We start from the raw sequence: 16,864 nt of genomic DNA on the forward strand, positions 1-16,864 counted from the left end.
CGCGCACCGCATGGGTCGAGACCGGCGACGCGCCCGCGGCGAGCGCTGTCTCGAGCGCCGGCCCTGGGTTGACGCCGTGCATCGCGCAGGCGGCCAGGCCGACGTCGCGCTGCAGGGTCTCGGGCGAATCCAGCAAGGCCTTCGTGATTCCGCGCAGCGACTGGGCCGACACCCAGCCAAAGGCCGACACCAGCCCGGCACGCGCTTCCGGCAGCGCCGCGGTCAACGCGAACAGCCGGTCGAGCATCGGCGCGCTGCGGCCTTCGATCGCCCGCACGGTGGCCGTGAAGACCTGGCCGGCGCCCGGCGTGTCGAGCGCGGCGGCACAGGCGCGAAGCCCGTCGTCGCCGGCCTGCGCGATGCCGTCCAGGCTGGCTGCGAGGCGCTCGTCGAGCCGCTGCAGGCGGTTCAGCCGCAGGTGCGGCGCACGCACCAGCACCGAGCGGACGTTGCGCTGCAGCGCGGCGTCCTCGACGTGCTGCGACAGCACGACCTCGATGGTGCGGCGGGCGACGCTCAGCATGACCGGGTGGCGTGGGACAGCCGCTCAGACATTGCACATCACCTGCGTCCAGGTCACCCCGTCCTCGCTGCTCAGCAGGTGCCTGGCACCGACGCTCCAGATGACGTCGGCATCGGACTCCAGGTGGCCGAAGGTCAACGGCCCCGGCAGGCCGGTGTCCACCGCCTCGAGACCCTTCGGACCGATCAGGTAGAGGCCGGTCAGGCTGGCGACGAAGGCCTTGCCCTTGAACAGGGTCAGGCCATAGAGGTTGTCGYGCGTGACCTCGTTCTGGATCGTCGTCGAACGGTCGCCCGCGGCTTGCAGGAGCACGCCCGCAGCGCCGCACATCAGCGCATGTCCCGACGGCGTGACCAGCACGCGCTGCAGCGCAACCGAGGTCGGACTGTCGAGTTGGCGCCAGGCGCTGCCGTCGTACAGCCAGATCTCACCGCCGAAGCCTACCGCGTAGACCGCCTGCGGCGTCAGCCCGTGGACCGAATTGAAACCGGTGCTCTCGCCCTTTTGCGCATGGATGGCGCCGGAGATGGCCTGCCAGGCACCGCCGCTGCGGCGGTAGGCCTGGCGCGACATCCCGACGGCGAAGACGTCGCTGCCGACCCAGCGGATGTCGCGCATCGCGCCGTAGCGATCCGGGCCCTTGGCCTGCGGATCGACGTGCGACTCGGAGAACCCGCCCGGGATGCCGACCAGCAACTCGCCATCCAGGCCGAGCGCCAGCACCTCGAACTGACCGTTGCCCTTGTCGACGCCGCAGATCGAGGCCACCGGCCACTCGGGTGTCTTGACGAACCACTTGCCGCCCTTCAACTGCAGCACGCGCGAGTCGTCTTCTTCCTCGGCGACGAACCAGATGCGGTCGCGCGAGCCGACCGCGGATTGCGCGAACGTCATGTGGGGCGAAGAGGGCTTGGGCTTGGCCATGGGTCGGAAATCTCCAGAATCAGAATGAAGCGTCATCGAGGACCTTGCGGCCCTGACGCTTCTGCTTGTCCTTCAGCGGCGAGCGGTCGGCGCGCAGCTTGGTGCTGTCGTCCTTGACGCCCACTTTCTCATGATAGGCGTCGAGCTGCGCCTCGATGCAGCCTTCACGGCAGTTCGAGTCGGCGAAGGTGGCGGCGTGTGCCGTCATCGCGCCCTCCTTGGCCGCGCCGTAGTTCCAGCTGCCATCGCCGCCCATCTGGCTGCGCGGCCCGTCCGGATCCATGTGATCGCGCTCATGCACGTTCTGCACCGCATGCATGCTGCCGTGGTCGCCCTTGTAGCGCGAAGACTCGTCGCAGCAGACGCAGGGCGCCTTCTTGTCGTCGTACTTCGCGAAGCCGCGCACGCGGTCGCCGCTGGCCCGCGCGCCGACCTCGGTGAAGCAGTGCACCTCGACCAGGTGGTGCGGCGTCTTGCCGGGGCAGCAGCCGCCCTGGCCGGCACGCTTGTCGGGCTGGTAGGGCACCAGCATGCACTTGCGAGCCTTCTGGCAATCCTCGTCGGCGCATTGCTCGTCGCCGGTCTTGCCGCTGCAGGCGTCCTCCTCGGCCTTCTTCTCCTTCGAGCAGGCACCGCCCTTCGGCGCGGTCGCCGCATCGATGTAGGGCCAGGTCGGCGTGTTGCCCGGCATCGAACCGTGGTTGTGCGTCATCACGTCGAGGTTGCGCACGACGTTCTCGCCTTCCACCTTGACGTCCATCGACCAGGCATTGAAGTACACCTTGCCGGTGTTCTTGCTGGTGACGACGCCCTTCTTCGGCGCCGAGCCTGCCTCGTCGCCGCTGCTCTTCTTGAAGTACGACTTGTTCTTGAGCATCACCTCCTTGCCGGAGATCTTCACCGAGGTCGAGCCGTCGGTGCAGTCCGACGCCATGCCGGTGTTCGGGTACGGGATCGGCACGCCGGGCGGCGTGGCTGGCGTCTGCGGCGGCGTGAAGCACACGTCGGGGAAAGCCGCGATCGACTTGCCGGCGGCCGCCTTGCAGGAGACCTCCATGTTGTTGGCATAGACCTCGTTGCTCATGCCGCCGTCCCGAAACTGAAGATCGCGGCGGCGCGCTGGCCACCGTCGTTGGCCATGTGGGCAAGCAGCCGCGGCCCGGGGCTGAAGGCCTTGCGGCAGGCCATGTCGGCCAGCGCCAGCATCGCGATGCCGGCGCTCGCGCCGGTCTCGCCGATGCTCTCGGCCGGGTGCCAGAGGTCGAACTCTTCCTTGCGCTGACGCAGCGTGCGCGTCATCGCGAGTGCCGCTTCCTTGAAGTAGTACTGCTCGCCGGACAGGTCGGCCATGCGGTAGTCGATGTCGTGCAGCGCACAGCCGGCATCGGCCAGCGCGGCCTTGATCGCGGTGGTCAGGCCGTCGGCGCGCAGGGGTTCGTCCGAGGCGATGTGCGCCGCCTCGACGCCGAAGCCGATGCCGTGGCACAGCAGCTGCGGCGTGGCCGAGGGCGCTCCGAGCAGCAAGGCGCCGGCCGCCTCGCCCGGCATGAAGCCGTTCGAGTTGTCCGGGCCCAGCAGGCGCCCGGCGCGATCGAGCTCGCGCAGCGTCGGCCAGTGCAGCAGGCCATCGGCCGCGGCGACGAGCACGCGCGCCAAGCCCTGCTCGAGGATCAGCTTGCGCGCCTGCCCGAGCGCCACCGCAGTGGCCACCCGGCCGTGCGCGACCACCGCCGATTCACGGGCGAACTGCACCTCCAGCAGCTGCTGGATGCGCGCGAACAGGCGCTCGTCCAGGCCGGCCAAGCGGCCCGGCCGCTCGCGCTCGGCCACGCAGAGCAGCAGCGGCATGCCCGCCCACTCGGCGCGCGGTACGCCGGCCAGGCATTCCTCGATCGACAGCGCAGCCATCACGGCGAGTTTCTCGAGGCCGCGCTCGGCGCTTTCGAGCTCGACCTGGTGCGCCTGGATCCACTCGCCGCCCGAGCCCATGAAGCGTGTCTCGGTCGGGTTGGCCAACTTGGCGCGCATGGCGGCGCAGGCGGACGCGGCATCCTGGCCGATGCTCGTCACCAGGCCGGTGTGCAGGAGGGCAATCGAAGCGAGTGGCATAGGGATCAGGGCGCGGCTGCGATGGCAGGGTCAATGGCCGGGACGGCAGCGGGATCGGGGCGTTCCATCGGCACCATGACGACCGGGATCGGGAAGCTGACGACGTCGCGCTGCTGCCACCACTCGCGGCCCTTCTTGCCGACCAGCACCTGCGCGATCTCGTGCAGGCTGCGCTTCAACGGCCGCGCCACGCGCCACGTCAGGCTGAAGCGCTGCAGTTCCGGCTCGATCACGATGGTGTCGAGCGTCGCGGTGTAGTCCTCGCGCGCCCCGTTCTTCGGGAACACGTGCACCGGCGCCACCAGGTTCGGGATCGTGAAGCGCGTCAGCCCTTCAGGCGTCAGGTTCGCCAGCGCCACCTCCACCGGCCCACCGGCGAACGACTCCAGCGGCAGCTGCTGGTCCAGCGGCGCCGCCTGGAAGTACTGCGCGTCGAAATCCGGCGGCAGGAAGGGGAAGTGCTTGTCGAGCCACTCGTCGTCGTAGGTGCCGGCAAAGCGCGAACGCGACGACCAGCCGCGCCCGAGCGGCCCGTACGACATCGGCGCGTAGTCGCTGTCGGGGTCGCTGATGCTGCGCCCGATCTCCTCGGTGCGCGGCAGCGGCTTGCCGTCGACCCAGGCCTTCTTCAGGTGCTTGTGGAAGCCCACGCCCACCGGGTTGGCCATGCAGGCCGCATGCTGCGACGGGTCTTCATGCGCCAGGTCGGCGCCGCCATAGGCCACGTCGTAGCTGATCGGCTGCGTGACGAACGGCTCGGCCGGCGTCGCGCGCAGCGTGGCCAGGCCGCAATCCCATTGCCGCGCGCCGACCACCGCGATGCGCTTGCTCCAGTTGCCGATGCGGATGCCGGTCTCCACGCGCGTGGCCGGCCGCCCGTGCGGCGCGTGCGCGCTGCCCAGCAGCAGCACGTCGACCCGCTGCTTGCGCGGCGCGAAATCGACCTCGTACACCGGCGCCGACAGCCCCGGCTCGCCGGTGAAGGTGTCGGCCATCACCAGCGGCAGTTGTTCCTCATGCAGTGCGAAATGCGTGGCCGGCTCGCCGGCCTGCGGGAATCGGAAGGTGCCCTTGATGACGACCACGAGCGACTCGCGGCCGCTCGGCTCGAGGCCCATGTTGTAGCCCGCCGTCATGCGGGTGGCGTTGATCAGCTCCATGTGGGTACTGCAGCGGTGCGGTCAGTTCAGTTGCACCGAGCCGCCCTTGATGCGGTTGACGCCGGTCGAGCGGCTCGACACGTAGCTGCCCTGGATCAGCACCTTGCCGGCCTCGGTCAGCGTGATGCTGGCCTTGCCGCAGCGCAGCGTGAGCTCTTTCTTCGCACTGACCAGCATGCGCTGGCCGTCGCTGTCGAGCTGCACCTGGTCGGGCCGGTCGGCGAGCGGCCAGCCGGCGGCCGGGCGCAGCACGCCGGTGACGATCGGCAAGGCCGCATCGCCGTTCTCGAACATCAGCGTCACCTGCGCGCCGATGTGCGCGCCGTGCAGGTCGAGCACCGCCCTGGCGCGCAGCGCGGCCGTGCCCGGCTGGCCCGGGTAGAGCACCAGCGGCGTCGCGCCGTCGTCGGTGATCGCGATCAGCTCGCCGACCACGACCGACGGCAGCGGCTCGCTGCGCAGCACCGCCGCGCGCGACTGCAGCAGGGGCTGCAGCGCATCGACCGGCTCGACCGTCGAGCCTCCGATCGAAGAGAGGGGTGTGGCTTCCTCGCGCGCGTGCGCTGCGAGAAGTTGTTGGTCCAGCGTGTCGCGGCCGCTCATCGTGTGCCTCAGTTCTGCAGAATCTTGGAGCCCTTCATCACGATGTCGCTGCTCGCCTTCACGTTGATCTTGCCCGAGCCCTCCACCGTGATGTCCTTGCCCTTGATGGTGATCGTGCCGTCTTTCTTCATCGTGATGCTCGAGCTGCCGGTCTTCAGCGTGATGGAGTCGGCCGCCTCGAGCACGTAGTTCTTGCCCACCTTCAGCGTGTTGTCCTCGCCGATGGTGGTGTTGCGGGCCTTGGCCACCTGCACGCTCTGCTTGCCGCCGACGCTCAGGCTGCGGTCGGAGCCGACGTCGATGCTCTGCTTGGCGCCGATCGAGTGGCTTTCGTTGATGCCCACCGAGACCGAGCGCGTCGCACCCACCGAGATGGTCTGCGCGGCACCGACCACCACTTCCTGCGCGGCGCCGATCGCCACCGTCTCGTTGATGCCGACCGCGCGCGTGCGCTGCAGCGCGACCGTCTCGGTCTTGCTGGCGCCGATGCTCACGGTGCGGTTGCTGCCGATCGTGATCGTCTCGTTGGCGCCCACCGTCTCGGTGCGGTTCACGCCGATCGCGATGGTCTCGTTGCTGCCGACCTTCTCGTTGCGGTTGACGCCGATCGTGATGTCTTCGTTGTTGCCGACCTTCTCGGTGCGGTCGACGCCGATCGTGATGGTCTCGTTGTTGTCGACCGTCTCGGTGCGGTCGTGCTTGACGTGCACCGTTTCGTCGTGGTCGATGGTCTTCGTGCGGTCGTGGCCGACCCACTTGGCCTCGTCGTTCTCGACCTCGATCAGCTGGTCTTTCTCGGCGTGCAGCCACAGCTGCTCGGCGCCCTGCTTGTCCTCGAAGCGGATCGCGTTGGCATTGCCGTAGCCGCCGCCCTTGGACGAGCGCGTCAGGATGCCCGACTGCGTGGCATTGGCCGGCAGGTCCCACGGCGGCATCTGCTCGGCGTTGTAGACGCGGCCGGTGATCAGCGGCTGGTCGGGGTCGCCCTCGAGGAAGCCGACGACCACTTCCTGGCCGATGCGCGGGATCGAGATGCCGCCGAAGTTCTTGCCGGCCCACGGCGACGACACGCGCACCCAGCACGAGCTCTTCTCGTTGTTCTGGCCGTAGCGGTCCCAATGGAACTGCACCTTCACGCGGCCGTACTTGTCGGTGAAGATCTCCTCGCCGCCGGGGCCCACCACGACCGCGGTCTGCGGGCCCTGCACGAAGGGCTTGGGCGTGACGCGCTGCGGGCGGAACTGCTGCTTGCTCGGGATCGCCGAGAAGGCGCAGTGGAAGCCGGCACCGGCGCCGCTCGAGTCATGAATGCCGAGCTCGGCCTTCACCGACATCGCGGTGACCAGGTACTCGCTGTTCTGGTCTTCGCGCGGGTGCTTGGTGAGCTTCAGGTTGCAGCCGACCTTCAGGCCCAGCGCGTTCGACGCGCCGCGCAGCTGCGTGTAGCGCGCCTGGACCTCGTCCATGCGGTTCTCGGCCCACTGCGAGCCGTCGGCCTTCTGCACGTAGTCGCCCTGGTAGTCGAAGCTCTCGTAGTCGGCGAGTTCGTGCGAGCGGGTGTTGGCGGTCTCGACTTCCAGCGAGGTCGACGGCCGCTCGAAGTCGTAGCTCGTCATCACCGTCTTGCCGGTGCGCACCGATTCGTCGAACACCCAGTCGGAGACGTACTCCTGGTCGGGCGGCGCGCTCGAGCTGTCTTCGATGTAGCGCATGCTCTCGTAGCCGGGCGCCGCGTCGTGCGCGCTCTGCGAGTCGACGAGGATCAGCTTGTGCGCGCCGTCGGTGTGCTCGAAGTACCAGTAGATGCCCTCGTGCTCCAGCAGCCGTGCGATGAAGTTGTAGTCGCTCTCGCGGTACTGCACGCAGTACGTCCACGGCTGGTACGAGCGGAACAGCTTGGGCTCGAAGCTTGCGACGCCGTGGTCGCCGAACACCTTCTTGACGATGTCGGGCACCGTCATGTCCTGGAAGATGCGGCAATCGGTGGTGCGGGTCAGGAACCACAGCCAGGGCCGCACGGTGGCGCGGTAGCCGAAGTAGCGGCCCTTGTGCCCGCCGAGGCCGAAGCGGGTGACGTAGCCGTTGTAGTGGCGCTTGCTGCCGTTGGCGAGCGTCACGTTGACGGTGACGAGCTTGCCGAGCAGGTCCTGCGGTTTGAGGTCGGGCTTCTCGCTCAGCAGCGACAACTGCATGTCGCCCAGCGAGCTCAGGCCGGTCGCGTACGTCATCGACTCGAAGAACAGGTCTTCAGCCGGAAGCGGTGAACTCAGCGTGATGGGATTGGCCATGGGTGCGCTTGCTGTGCAGACGAAGGGCGCACGGACGGTGCACCATGGTCCTCAGAGTAGGAAAAGCCGCCCGGGGGGTAAAGCGACGAAAGTCATGTACCCCCCGGGGCGGGGCGCTCGTGGGGGTGGTTTGGCCTAGCATCCACGCAGGCCGGAAGGCCGGTCAGGTGAGGAGACAACAAGATGGGCGCAAGAAAACCCGGACCGATTTGTGTGACCAGCTCGGAGCGACCCGACAGCGGCACGGCGTGCCTGCACCGGACGGACCCGCCCGGGCCGACCCGGCACAAGGCCGAGCCGAAGCCGCCGGAGTTGACGTTCGACAAGCTGTGGCAGGGGTACCCGAGCAGCAAGCCTTACGTGGACAAGTCGGGCGATCCGCCGAAGGGCTTCGAGAACCAGTGCGCGATCAAGGTCAGCGTCGCGCTGCATGCGGCGGGCGTCGACATGAAATCGTTTCGCGGTGCAACCGTGACCGTCGACGGCAAGCGGCTGGCGATCCGCGCCGAGGAACTGGCGGCCTGGCTGAAGACGCAGCACTTGATCGGGTTGCCGCTGAAGCCGGAGAACGTGACGGGCAAGGAGTGGCAGGAGAAGATCAAGGGGCGCAGGGGGATCGCGTTCTTTGCGAACTATTGGCCGCGGCCGGGTGAAAAGAGCCCGACCGGCGACCACATCGATCTGTGGAACAAGTCGACTCTCACTCCATCGTTTGCGTCGATATTGCGCTTTCGAGTGGGCATGTCGAGTCTGGTGAATCCTCTCGATCCTTCGGATCCGTACTTTTCAAACCTGGACAATTCCGAGGTCATTTTGTTTTGGGAGATCCGATGAGGCGATTCCTCGCTGCGTTCGTCGGCTTCGCCGCCGGTCTTGCCTTGACCTGGTTTTGCCTGTACACGCTCAGCCATGCCAATCTCTCGCCCAAGACCGGCAGAGGGTGCGACGCGGAACATTGCGGTCCATGGTGGGCGTTGCCGCTGGGTGTCGCCTTGTATCTGATTCCAACTGTCGGATTCGCGATTGCCGGCTACTTGTCAGTGGCCCGGGCGTGGCCTCGTCGCAAGACGTTCGTTGTCTTCGGGCTGCTGGTGATTGCGGCAGTGTTTTTCATGGTTCGCCCGTATCTCTGAACTGCACTGATGAGCCGTTTCGCTGCTGCTCTTGGAGGCGTCGTGTCCGGCCTCTATGCCCTCTGCCCCCATCTCGTATCCGGTTGATTGGCGATACGAAATGAACACGGCTGAACTTGGCAGTTTGTTCAAGCTCGTTCCGGCCACATGTGCCGCATTCGTCGTCGGCTTGTTCTGGACTTGGCTTTGCGGCTACACCTTGAGCCACGCGAATCTGCCGCAGCCGAAGCCGTTCTTTGGTTGCCGCATCGAAGATTGCAGCGCATGGTGGTTGGGCCCGCTCATGCTTGCGTACTACCTGTTTCCTGCTGTGGTGTTCGCCGCTTCCGGCTACCTGGCTGCGGCCCGGATGTGGCGGGCCCGCAAGACAGCCGGCGTGTTCGCGTTGCTGGTGGCTGCCACCGTGTCCTTCTACGTCTATTCCTTCATCGGTTAAGCATGCTCTATGAAGACATTGGGCTCCTAGCTGCGCCGATGAACTGATGAAGCGATTTTTTTTTGCGACATTCCTCGGACTGGTGGCAGGACTTGCCTTGACCTGGGTTTGTCTCTACGCCTTGAGCCACTCCGATTGGGCGAGCCGATCGGCACCCTCTGGTTGCGACGTAGAGCATTGCGGCCCATGGTGGCTCGGACCTCTCATTCTGGTGGCCTGCCTGCTGCCATCGATCGGCTTCTCTGTCGCGGCCTATTTCGCGCGAGCTCGGTCATGGTCGATCCAGCGGACAGCCATCGTGTTTGCTTTTTTGGTCGTCGGCACCGTGCTTTTCTTTGCTCGTCCCTATGTCTGGCCTGGCAGATGACGCAGCAAAGTCGGTGGATGAGCCTGATGAGGCTGTCTCGATGTCCGGCTGAGACGCCGGCGTCAATCGCCCCGCGCTCACCAACCGTTACGCCTCCACGCCCCGATCCGGCAATTCCCCGTTGTCCAACGCCCCCCGGCGCCCGTAACATTCCCGGCGCAATGGAAGAGGGCAGACGGGCGCCACCCAGGACGCCCGCGTCGACCGCATCGGAGGGATCTTCATGGCATTGCCCGGCGCGAAAGCCGCCCCGCAGGATCACCTGCCCGAATTGACCAGCCTGCGCTTCATCGCGGCCTTCGCGGTGCTGGTGCTGCACTACCGCGACCTGCTCGGGCCGCTGCCCGACGGCGTGCTGCGCGCGATCGTCGGCGGCCAGTACGGCGTCACGTTCTTCTTCATCCTGAGCGGCTTCATCCTGACCTATCGGTATCACGAATGGTTCGCCGGTGGCGTCAGCGATGGCAGCTTCTGGCGCTTCCAGCGCTTCCGCTTCGCCCGCATCTACCCGATCTACCTGCTCGGGCTGCTGCTCGACACGCCGTGGCACATCGTCGAGCGCGCGCAGGCGGGGCAACTGGCCGATGTCGGCCAGACCTGGTGGGCCTCGTGGCTGCTGAACCTGGTCGGCCTGCAGGCCTGGGTGCCGGCAGTGCCGTTCGCGATGTTCTGGAACACGCCGGCCTGGAGCGTGGCGGCCGAGTTCTTCTTCTACGCGACCTTCCCGTTCCTGTGCGCCGGCCTGCTGCGCCTGCGGCTGCGCCTGCGCGGCCTCGCGCTGCTGCTGGCTGCCACCGTCGCGCTGGGCATCGGCGCCTACGTGGCCGTGATCTGGTGGATGAACCTGGTGCTGCACGCCGAGGGGCAGACGCAGTACATCGTGCTCGTCTACAACCCCTTGCTGCGCTACAGCGAATTCCTCGGCGGCTGCCTGACCGGCCTCGTGTTCCTGCAGCTGCAGGCCGGCACCTGGCCGCGCGCTGCCTGGCTGACCGGCACCGATGCCCGTGCCCGCCGCGTGCGCGACGCGATCGTGCTGGCGGCCCTCGTGGCCGCGGGCGTGCGCATCGGCCTGCCTGACTACACCGGCCCCGAGATGTGGCGCTGGCTGCTCGACGTGGCGATGAAGTACGGCATCTTCATCGTGCCGTTCAGCGCGCTGATCCTCGCGGTGGCGTCGGGGCGCACCTTCCTCAGCGCGCTGCTGCAGCAACCGTGGATGGTGCTGCTGGGCGAGGCGAGCTATGCGCTGTACATCATCCACTGGTCGGTGACGACCTTCCTGCGCCTGGGCTGGCTCGGCGCGGCCGGCACGCCCGCGGTGCACCTGCTGTTCCTGCTCGGCACGGTGGCCGCTTCGGTGCTGTGCTACCGCTTCATCGAAGTGCCGTGGCGCCGCCGCCTGCGCGGCGCGGGCGGCCCTGGCACATCGGACACCGCCGCCGCATCGGCAGCATCCCTCCAACCCCAACCGAGACCCGCCCTGCCATGAGCTCTTCCACGCTGATGCCCGCGCCGCGCCCGCGCGAGTTCCAGGCCCAGGCCCCGACCCAAGCTGTCCCCCAACCCCAGCACCGCCCCGTCGACAACGGCTGGCTGCAATGGGTGGCCGAGAACAAGCTGCGCAACTGCGCGATGGAATCGATGCTGCAGACGATGACGGCCGCCGGCCTGTCGCGCGCCGAGAGCGAGGCGGCGATCGTGCGCATGGACAGCGACCCGGCCTACCTCGCGGCCAAGCGCTACCAGCAGATGCAGCGCAAGTTCGAATCGGTGCTCGCCAACCAGCAGAAGCTGTGGGAATCGTCGCCGCACTACGGGCGGGTCGAGAAGCGCAGCCACGTCTCGCGCGACGAGTTCATCGAGCGCTACGTGCGCGGCAGCCGCCCGCTGGTGCTGACCGAAGCGGCGCGCGACYGGCCGGCCGTCACGCGCTGGTCGCCGCAGGACCTGAAGACCCGCTTCGGCCACCTCGACGTGGAGATCCAGGCCGAGCGCAACGCCGACTCGAACTACGAGCAGAACAAGCTGGAGCACCGGCGCACGCTGCGGCTCGGCACCTTCGTCGACCAGGTGCTGGCCGGCGGTGCGACCAACGACTACTACCTGACCGCCAACAACGAGGTGCTGCGGCGCCCCGAGTTCGCACCGCTGCTGAAAGACATCGGCACGCTGCCCGAGATCTGCGATCCGGCGCAGCTGGCGGCGCGCTCGTCGTTCTGGTTCGGCCCGGCCGGTACGCGCACGCCGCTGCACCACGACACGCTGATGCTGATGCACACGCAGATCGTCGGCCGCAAGCGCTGGCGCTTCATCTCGCCGCTGGAGACGCCCAAGCTCTACAACCATTTCCGCGTCTACAGCCCGATCGACCTCGACGCACCCGACCTGGTGCGCCACCCCGATTTCGCGAGCGTGAAGGTGCTGGAGGTGATCGTCGAACCCGGCGAGACGATGTTCCTGCCGCTCGGCTGGTGGCACCAGGTGACCTCGCTGGACGTGAGCCTGTCCTTCTCGTACTCGAACCTGGCGATCCCGAATGACTTCACGTATGTGAATGCGGAGATTCACAACTGGTGAAGTGACGCTCTCTGTCTGGAATGCCTCTTGCAATTGGTGCTCGAACAAATCGAACACGAGCACGGGCAGGTAACCGCCCGTATCAGCCGATCGCAAACGGGAGGATTCCATGAAGCAGAAGCAGACGTTCGCAGGCGCAGGGCCGAGCAGCAGATCGCAGGCACTCGCCACGGTGGCCATGTTGTTCAGCGCGGCGATGGCGCTGTCGGCCTGCGGTTCGGGCGGCGGTGACGATTCGAGTCCCGCGGCGAGCCCGCCGCCGACGAGCAATGCGCCCGCTCCCTCTCCCGCACCCGCTCCGKCGCCTGCYCCCGCACCGGCACCTGCTCCGGCTCCCACGGCAGGCCCTGCGCCGGCCCCTGCACCGACTCCCACGGCAGCGCCCGCACCGGCGCCGACCGACTCCGGTGCCACCGACTACGTGCCGCTGTTCACCAGCAGCACCCCGGTGACCGAGCAGATCCAGGTCACCGAAGCCGACGGCACGCTCGTCACCTACGCCGGCTTCCGCCCGACGCCTCGCCATGCGCGCGAAGGTGGCGAGCCGTGGACCGACACCGTCGACAAGGGCCCGGGCAGCTACTTCGCCTTCCCGCCGTTCTACTTCCAGAACCGCACCTTCGGCCTGGTGATCCGCGACGAGGTGCCGGCCGGCCGCCAGAAGATCACCGCCTACCTGAAGCCGAACGTCGGCACGATGATCAACAACAGCTTCAGCGCATTCCGCCGGCTGGACCCGAACGTCATCGAGTACGGCTGGAAGATGGGCGTCGGCTACACGAACCCGAAGGACGGCACGCAGCGCTGCAACCCCGCCACCGCCATCGCCGACCTGTGCGTGGCGCAGAGCATCACCGACTACTGGCGCATGGCCGACGAGGCGCAGTACCAGGGCATCACGCGGGCGAACAACAAGCTGAAGGTCGGCGACAAGATCGAGATGTCGCCCGGCGTGTTCCTCGACTACACGCCCGGCACCGACATCGCGCTGATCGACGGCGGCCACAACCGCGACTACTCGTTCGAGCAGCTCTACGTGGTCGGCAAGGGCATGGTGCCGTGGTACGGCATCGCGCCCAAGCTCGACACCACCCCGCTGCCCGACGACGCGCTGCTGGGCGGCCAGGCCAGCGTCTCGTACAACTATTCGGAAGAGCCGCACCGCGTGTTCCAGCAGACCGCCAACAACATCGGCATCGCCAACATGCAGCGCTTCGTCGAAGGGCGCCGGCTGTTCCACACCTCGTTCCTCGACGGCAAGCACTCCGAGAGCCCGACGGTGAACCCGGTCTTCACCGCGCATGCCAACCAGCTTGGCGAGCGCTTCAACGAAGTGCGCTGCCTGGGCTGCCACACGCTGAACGGCCGCAGCCCGGCAGCAGACGTTGGCACGCCGTTGAACAAGTTCGCGGTGCTGACCGCGGCGGCGAGCACGAGCACGTCCATCACGCCCGATGCCACCTATGGCGTCAATGTGCAGCAGCTGTCGCGCACGACGGGTGCGCCCGACTACGGCGTCTCGATCCAGTCGTTCGTGAAGACGGTGCGCACGCTGGCTGGCGGCGAGACGGTCGAACTGCAGAAGCCGGTCTACGCGTTCAAGGGGCCGGTGCCCGCGCAGCTGTCGGTGCGGCAGGCACCGCAGGTGGTGGGCATGGGGCTGATCGAGGCGCTGGACGAGACCACCATCCTCGCGCTGGCCGACCCGCAGGACGCGAACGGCGACGGCATCCGCGGCATTCCCAACTGGTCGATTGACCCCGAGACCGGCCAGCGCCACCTCGGCCGCTACGGCTGGAAGGCCGGCAAGGCGACGGTGCGGCAACAGGCCGCAGGCGCTTTCCTGCAGGACATGGGCGTCACGACGCCCGCCTTCAAGTCAGTGAGCTGCCAGCGCGGCGCGGCCGATTGCAAGACCAGCACCGCGACACCGTCGCTCAGCGACCTGGAACTCGATCGCATCGCGTCGTACCTGCAGCTGCTGGGCGTGCCCGCGCAGCGCAAGTACGCGAGCGGCTACACCGACGGCACGGTCACGCCGCCGGAGCACGACATCCCCGACACGCTGCGCACGGCGATTGCGCGTGGCAACCAGCTGTTCACGCAGGCCGGCTGCACCGGCTGCCACAAGGCGGAGCTGAAGACGGGCGCGAACCACCCGTTCCAGGAACTGCGCAACCAGACCATCCACCCCTACACCGACGTGCTGCTGCACGACATGGGTGCGGAGCTGGCCGACACGATGACCGAAGGCCAGGCCGGCCCGAGCCTGTGGCGCACCCAGCCGCTGTGGGGGCTGGGTTCGCTGAAGTACGTGCAGAAGGAGACCGGCTTCGCGGATGCGAGCAGCGTGCGCTACCTGCACGACGGGCGGGCTCGAACGCTGGTGGAGGCGATCGGCTGGCACGGCGGGGAGGGCAGCGGCAGCCGKGCGAAGTTCGAGGCACTCAGCAAGGCGGATCGCGACGCGGTGATCTCGTTCCTGGAGTCGCTGTAAAGCGAATGTGTGCACCCGGCGCGGACCTCAGAGTTCGTCCCGGGGCTGCGGAGGCCTGTCGGCAAGTTCGGGCAAATCGTCGTCCAGTTGCTCCCAGGACGCCAGCAGATCCAGCAAGCGGTTCTTTCGGAGGGGCGTCAGGATCAGGCGCTCACATTCCTTGCGTATCAGCACCTCGGATCCTTCCATCTCGAACTCGCGAGGGATCCGAACCGCCTGATGGGGCCCGTTGCGGAACAACGAGGTACGCCGTTCGCTCACTGGAACTGGACCATTGGTATGGCAGGCTCCGTAGGAGGTTTGTTGTTCTATTCCGAGGGGGCGCTCTTGGGGGGGGCGTTTTCGATCATCTTTTGAAGCGTCAATCGATGCCGAGGCCACACCTTCGAAAGGTAGTGCCGTGCGTCCTGATCCCCGAGCCCCACGGCGCGCTGATACCAGGATTCAGCATCGTCCAGAAGCTTTGCATCTCGCGCATCGAGAGCTTTTCTCTCGCAGAAGCTGCCCATGATTCTCTGGGCTCGCGCATCTCCGGCCTCGGCGGCCGGTCTGATCACTGCAAGGATGTCATCGTCGTTGCTCGTCGCACCCGGAAGTCCGGAGAGCGTCCGGAGCGATTGCAGAACGACCTGCCCGACAACGTTCTGGGTCGTTTGCTCATCCGCATATGATTCGAGATTGATTGTCGATACAAGAACTTCCTCGTCATTTTCCGGAGAGGACCGTCCATAGATGGAGACGACCTTGCCGGTAGTGTCCATTGACAGGCGCAGTGTGGATCTTGGTGAGGGGAACATGTTTTTACTCACATTCACAGAGTTCGATGCATGCGGCGCGGCTCTTGTCTGCTTGGCCGATACAGGTGATCAAGCCTTCAATGTCAACGGTTGAGCGTCCGCCCGAATACGTGATCCAGCATGCGTCGTACATGGCTTTATATATGACCTGACAGGACTGTACGCAGGCCGCCCGTTTTCCATCGGGGGCGCCGCCACCACCGTTGTCGCCTGGCCCCGGCTTCAAAGGCGTGATGTTCGGTTTCCTCAGGTCGGCAATCGGCTTTCCAGGCAGCGGTGCGGGCGTATGCGGATAGCCGGATGGCGGAGCAACCGGCTGAGGGAAGTCGGGATTCCAAGTAGGAGGCGTAGAAGGTGGACACACGATTCCGAAAATGCTGACCACACACCTCGCAAGTCCGTTTGGATCGACATAGCTCAACGGGTTGTTCAACGTGTAGGTATATGTGTTTACTCCTCCACCAAGTCCAATCGGATCGCTTTGCCGGTAGACGCCTCCATCGGGTGCGTAGTAGCGGTGATGGTTGTAGAGCAGCCCGCTCTCCGCATCCGCATACTGCCCGGGGAACCGCAGGTTCTGCGTGAAGACTCCGAGTCCGCTCAGGTTGACCTCGGGCGCGGTCGTGCCGAACGGCTCGGCAAGCCATTGCCAGCGAGTCGCGTTGTTCATGTCGACCACAAGCCGCGGCGCATTGAGGTGATCAGCGTGGATGTAGAACACCAGCGGTCCGCCGCTGGGATTCGCCGGATCCGGCATGAACATCGCCACCGGGATGTCGTCGAGCCACACGTATTCGCGCAGCGCTTGTCCCGCTTGGTCGTATTCCCCGAGCAGTTCGCCGTTGAGCCCATACACGAAGATCACCGTGCTGCTAGCGCCCGCGCTGGTGACCTTGCGGATGCGCCGCTTGTTGGCGTCGTAGGTGTAGGTGCCGGTGACGCCCGCCTTCGTGATGCTCGCGAGTGAGCCGCTCAGGCCATAGGTCGCCGTGTAGTTCGGGCTGTCGCTGACCGTGTTCCCGGCGTTGTCATAGCCGAAGCTTCTCGCCGGGTTCGTGATGCTCGTGAGCCGGTTGCTCGTCGCTTCGGTGGTGTAGACGCTCGGGCTGCCGTTCAGGCTCACGCCGGTGCGGTTGCCATTCGGGTCATACATGATCGCCCAGTTGCTCGCGACCGTCGTCACCTGCGTGATCCGGTCGTTCTCGTCGTAGCCGAAGCTCTGGTCCAGCGCCGGCTGCGGGATGCCGTCGTTGGCGCTCAGGTGCGTGAAGCTGACGATGCGATCGGCCGCGTCGTAGGTCACGTCGCGGAAGACGTTGCCCAGCCGGTAGCGCGTGACGCGKCCGCTGAGRTCGTAGAAGCGCTCGTGCGGCGTCGTCCCGCTGGCCATGTTCCAGTTCCAGCTCGTCACCGGACCGAACGGTTCCCACTTGATGTCGCTGAGCAG

16 protein-coding genes and 1 pseudogene are annotated in these 16,864 nt (G+C 66.7%); 7 read left to right on the forward strand and 10 right to left on the reverse strand.

Annotation, left to right across the window (positions count from 1 at the left end; translation table 11 throughout):
- The 7 genes and pseudogenes from AC1D01_RS04160 to AC1D01_RS04190 all read right to left on the reverse strand — a co-directional run.
- A pseudogene (locus AC1D01_RS04160) lies at nucleotides 1-523 on the reverse strand (TIGR02270 family protein); the annotation flags it as partial.
- Between the two features lie 24 nt (nucleotides 524-547).
- Nucleotides 548-1,447, reverse strand: coding sequence for a hypothetical protein (locus AC1D01_RS04165; RefSeq protein WP_477864818.1), 900 nt, complete (start codon nucleotides 1,445-1,447; stop codon nucleotides 548-550).
- 19 nt (nucleotides 1,448-1,466) lie between these two features.
- Complete coding sequence (locus tag AC1D01_RS04170) at nucleotides 1,467-2,531, reverse strand: PAAR-like domain-containing protein (RefSeq protein ID WP_477864819.1); 1,065 nt, start codon at nucleotides 2,529-2,531, stop codon at nucleotides 1,467-1,469.
- Nucleotides 2,528-3,556, reverse strand: a complete 1,029-nt coding sequence (locus AC1D01_RS04175) for a hypothetical protein (protein ID WP_477864820.1) — start codon at nucleotides 3,554-3,556, stop codon at nucleotides 2,528-2,530. Before AC1D01_RS04175 ends, AC1D01_RS04170 begins: the two co-directional genes overlap by 4 nt.
- A 5-nt stretch (nucleotides 3,557-3,561) precedes the next feature.
- Nucleotides 3,562-4,716, reverse strand: coding sequence for a DUF2169 family type VI secretion system accessory protein (locus AC1D01_RS04180; RefSeq protein WP_477864821.1), 1,155 nt, complete (start codon nucleotides 4,714-4,716; stop codon nucleotides 3,562-3,564).
- A 21-nt stretch (nucleotides 4,717-4,737) separates the two neighbouring features.
- Nucleotides 4,738-5,319: a DUF6484 domain-containing protein gene (locus AC1D01_RS04185; protein ID WP_477864822.1), complete on the reverse strand. Its 582-nt coding sequence runs from the start codon at nucleotides 5,317-5,319 to the stop codon at nucleotides 4,738-4,740.
- Nucleotides 5,320-5,327: 8 nt separating this feature from the next.
- The gene (locus AC1D01_RS04190) at nucleotides 5,328-7,607 is read right to left on the reverse strand and encodes a type VI secretion system Vgr family protein (RefSeq protein WP_477864823.1); all 2,280 of its coding nucleotides are present in this window, start codon (nucleotides 7,605-7,607) and stop codon (nucleotides 5,328-5,330) included.
- 183 nt (nucleotides 7,608-7,790) lie between these two features.
- Here AC1D01_RS04190 and AC1D01_RS04195 point away from each other — a divergent pair, with 183 nt between their 5' ends.
- The 7 genes from AC1D01_RS04195 to AC1D01_RS04225 all read left to right on the forward strand — a co-directional run bounded on the left by AC1D01_RS04195 (nucleotide 7,791) and on the right by AC1D01_RS04225 (nucleotide 14,620).
- Nucleotides 7,791-8,441, forward strand: coding sequence for a type VI secretion system amidase effector protein Tae4 (locus AC1D01_RS04195; RefSeq protein WP_477864824.1), 651 nt, complete (start codon nucleotides 7,791-7,793; stop codon nucleotides 8,439-8,441).
- The gene (locus AC1D01_RS04200) at nucleotides 8,438-8,740 is read left to right on the forward strand and encodes a hypothetical protein (protein ID WP_477864825.1); all 303 of its coding nucleotides are present in this window, start codon (nucleotides 8,438-8,440) and stop codon (nucleotides 8,738-8,740) included. Before AC1D01_RS04195 ends, AC1D01_RS04200 begins: the two co-directional genes overlap by 4 nt.
- A gap of 100 nt (nucleotides 8,741-8,840) precedes the next feature.
- On the forward strand, nucleotides 8,841-9,176 hold the full coding sequence (locus tag AC1D01_RS04205) for a hypothetical protein (RefSeq protein ID WP_477864826.1): 336 nt from the start codon (nucleotides 8,841-8,843) through the stop codon (nucleotides 9,174-9,176).
- A gap of 46 nt (nucleotides 9,177-9,222) precedes the next feature.
- Nucleotides 9,223-9,543 carry a hypothetical protein gene (locus tag AC1D01_RS04210; RefSeq protein WP_477864827.1) on the forward strand — a complete coding sequence of 107 codons (321 nt, stop codon included), beginning with the start codon at nucleotides 9,223-9,225 and terminating at the stop codon, nucleotides 9,541-9,543.
- 223 nt (nucleotides 9,544-9,766) lie between these two features.
- Nucleotides 9,767-11,035 (forward strand): acyltransferase family protein, encoded by a 1,269-nt coding sequence (locus AC1D01_RS04215; RefSeq protein WP_477864828.1) that lies wholly within the window; start codon nucleotides 9,767-9,769, stop codon nucleotides 11,033-11,035.
- Nucleotides 11,032-12,123 carry a cupin-like domain-containing protein gene (locus AC1D01_RS04220; protein ID WP_477864829.1) on the forward strand — a complete coding sequence of 364 codons (1,092 nt, stop codon included), beginning with the start codon at nucleotides 11,032-11,034 and terminating at the stop codon, nucleotides 12,121-12,123. Before AC1D01_RS04215 ends, AC1D01_RS04220 begins: the two co-directional genes overlap by 4 nt.
- A 109-nt stretch (nucleotides 12,124-12,232) precedes the next feature.
- Nucleotides 12,233-14,620, forward strand: a complete 2,388-nt coding sequence (locus AC1D01_RS04225) for a di-heme oxidoreductase family protein (RefSeq protein WP_477864830.1) — start codon at nucleotides 12,233-12,235, stop codon at nucleotides 14,618-14,620.
- A 27-nt stretch (nucleotides 14,621-14,647) separates the two neighbouring features.
- On the opposite strand, the gene AC1D01_RS04230 is transcribed toward AC1D01_RS04225, so the two are convergent.
- The 3 genes from AC1D01_RS04230 to AC1D01_RS04240 form a co-directional block, all read right to left on the reverse strand.
- Entirely contained in the window at nucleotides 14,648-14,881 is a 234-nt protein-coding gene (locus tag AC1D01_RS04230; RefSeq protein ID WP_477864831.1) for an antitoxin, read from the reverse strand.
- Nucleotides 14,882-14,928: 47 nt separating this feature from the next.
- Nucleotides 14,929-15,381, reverse strand: coding sequence for an SEL1-like repeat protein (locus AC1D01_RS04235; protein ID WP_477864832.1), 453 nt, complete (start codon nucleotides 15,379-15,381; stop codon nucleotides 14,929-14,931).
- Between the two features lie 40 nt (nucleotides 15,382-15,421).
- A partial coding sequence (locus AC1D01_RS04240; RefSeq protein WP_477864833.1) for an RHS repeat domain-containing protein occupies nucleotides 15,422-16,864 on the reverse strand: 1,443 nt, incomplete at its 5' end.

Source organism: Rhizobacter sp. P3_B12, from assembly GCF_056402895.1.

Coding starts and splice junctions, on each gene's coding strand:
- AC1D01_RS04170 (WP_477864819.1), bottom strand. CDS start 2,531: ATGAGCAACGAGGTCTATGCCAACAACATGGAGGTCTCCTGCAAGGCG.
- AC1D01_RS04180 (WP_477864821.1), bottom strand. CDS start 4,716: ATGGAGCTGATCAACGCCACCCGCATGACGGCGGGCTACAACATGGGC.
- AC1D01_RS04200 (WP_477864825.1), top strand. CDS start 8,438: ATGAGGCGATTCCTCGCTGCGTTCGTCGGCTTCGCCGCCGGTCTTGCC.
- AC1D01_RS04205 (WP_477864826.1), top strand. CDS start 8,841: ATGAACACGGCTGAACTTGGCAGTTTGTTCAAGCTCGTTCCGGCCACA.
- AC1D01_RS04195 (WP_477864824.1), top strand. CDS start 7,791: ATGGGCGCAAGAAAACCCGGACCGATTTGTGTGACCAGCTCGGAGCGA.
- AC1D01_RS04210 (WP_477864827.1), top strand. CDS start 9,223: ATGAAGCGATTTTTTTTTGCGACATTCCTCGGACTGGTGGCAGGACTT.
- AC1D01_RS04175 (WP_477864820.1), bottom strand. CDS start 3,556: ATGCCACTCGCTTCGATTGCCCTCCTGCACACCGGCCTGGTGACGAGC.
- AC1D01_RS04190 (WP_477864823.1), bottom strand. CDS start 7,607: ATGGCCAATCCCATCACGCTGAGTTCACCGCTTCCGGCTGAAGACCTG.
- AC1D01_RS04215 (WP_477864828.1), top strand. CDS start 9,767: ATGGCATTGCCCGGCGCGAAAGCCGCCCCGCAGGATCACCTGCCCGAA.
- AC1D01_RS04235 (WP_477864832.1), bottom strand. CDS start 15,381: ATGGACACTACCGGCAAGGTCGTCTCCATCTATGGACGGTCCTCTCCG.
- AC1D01_RS04185 (WP_477864822.1), bottom strand. CDS start 5,319: ATGAGCGGCCGCGACACGCTGGACCAACAACTTCTCGCAGCGCACGCG.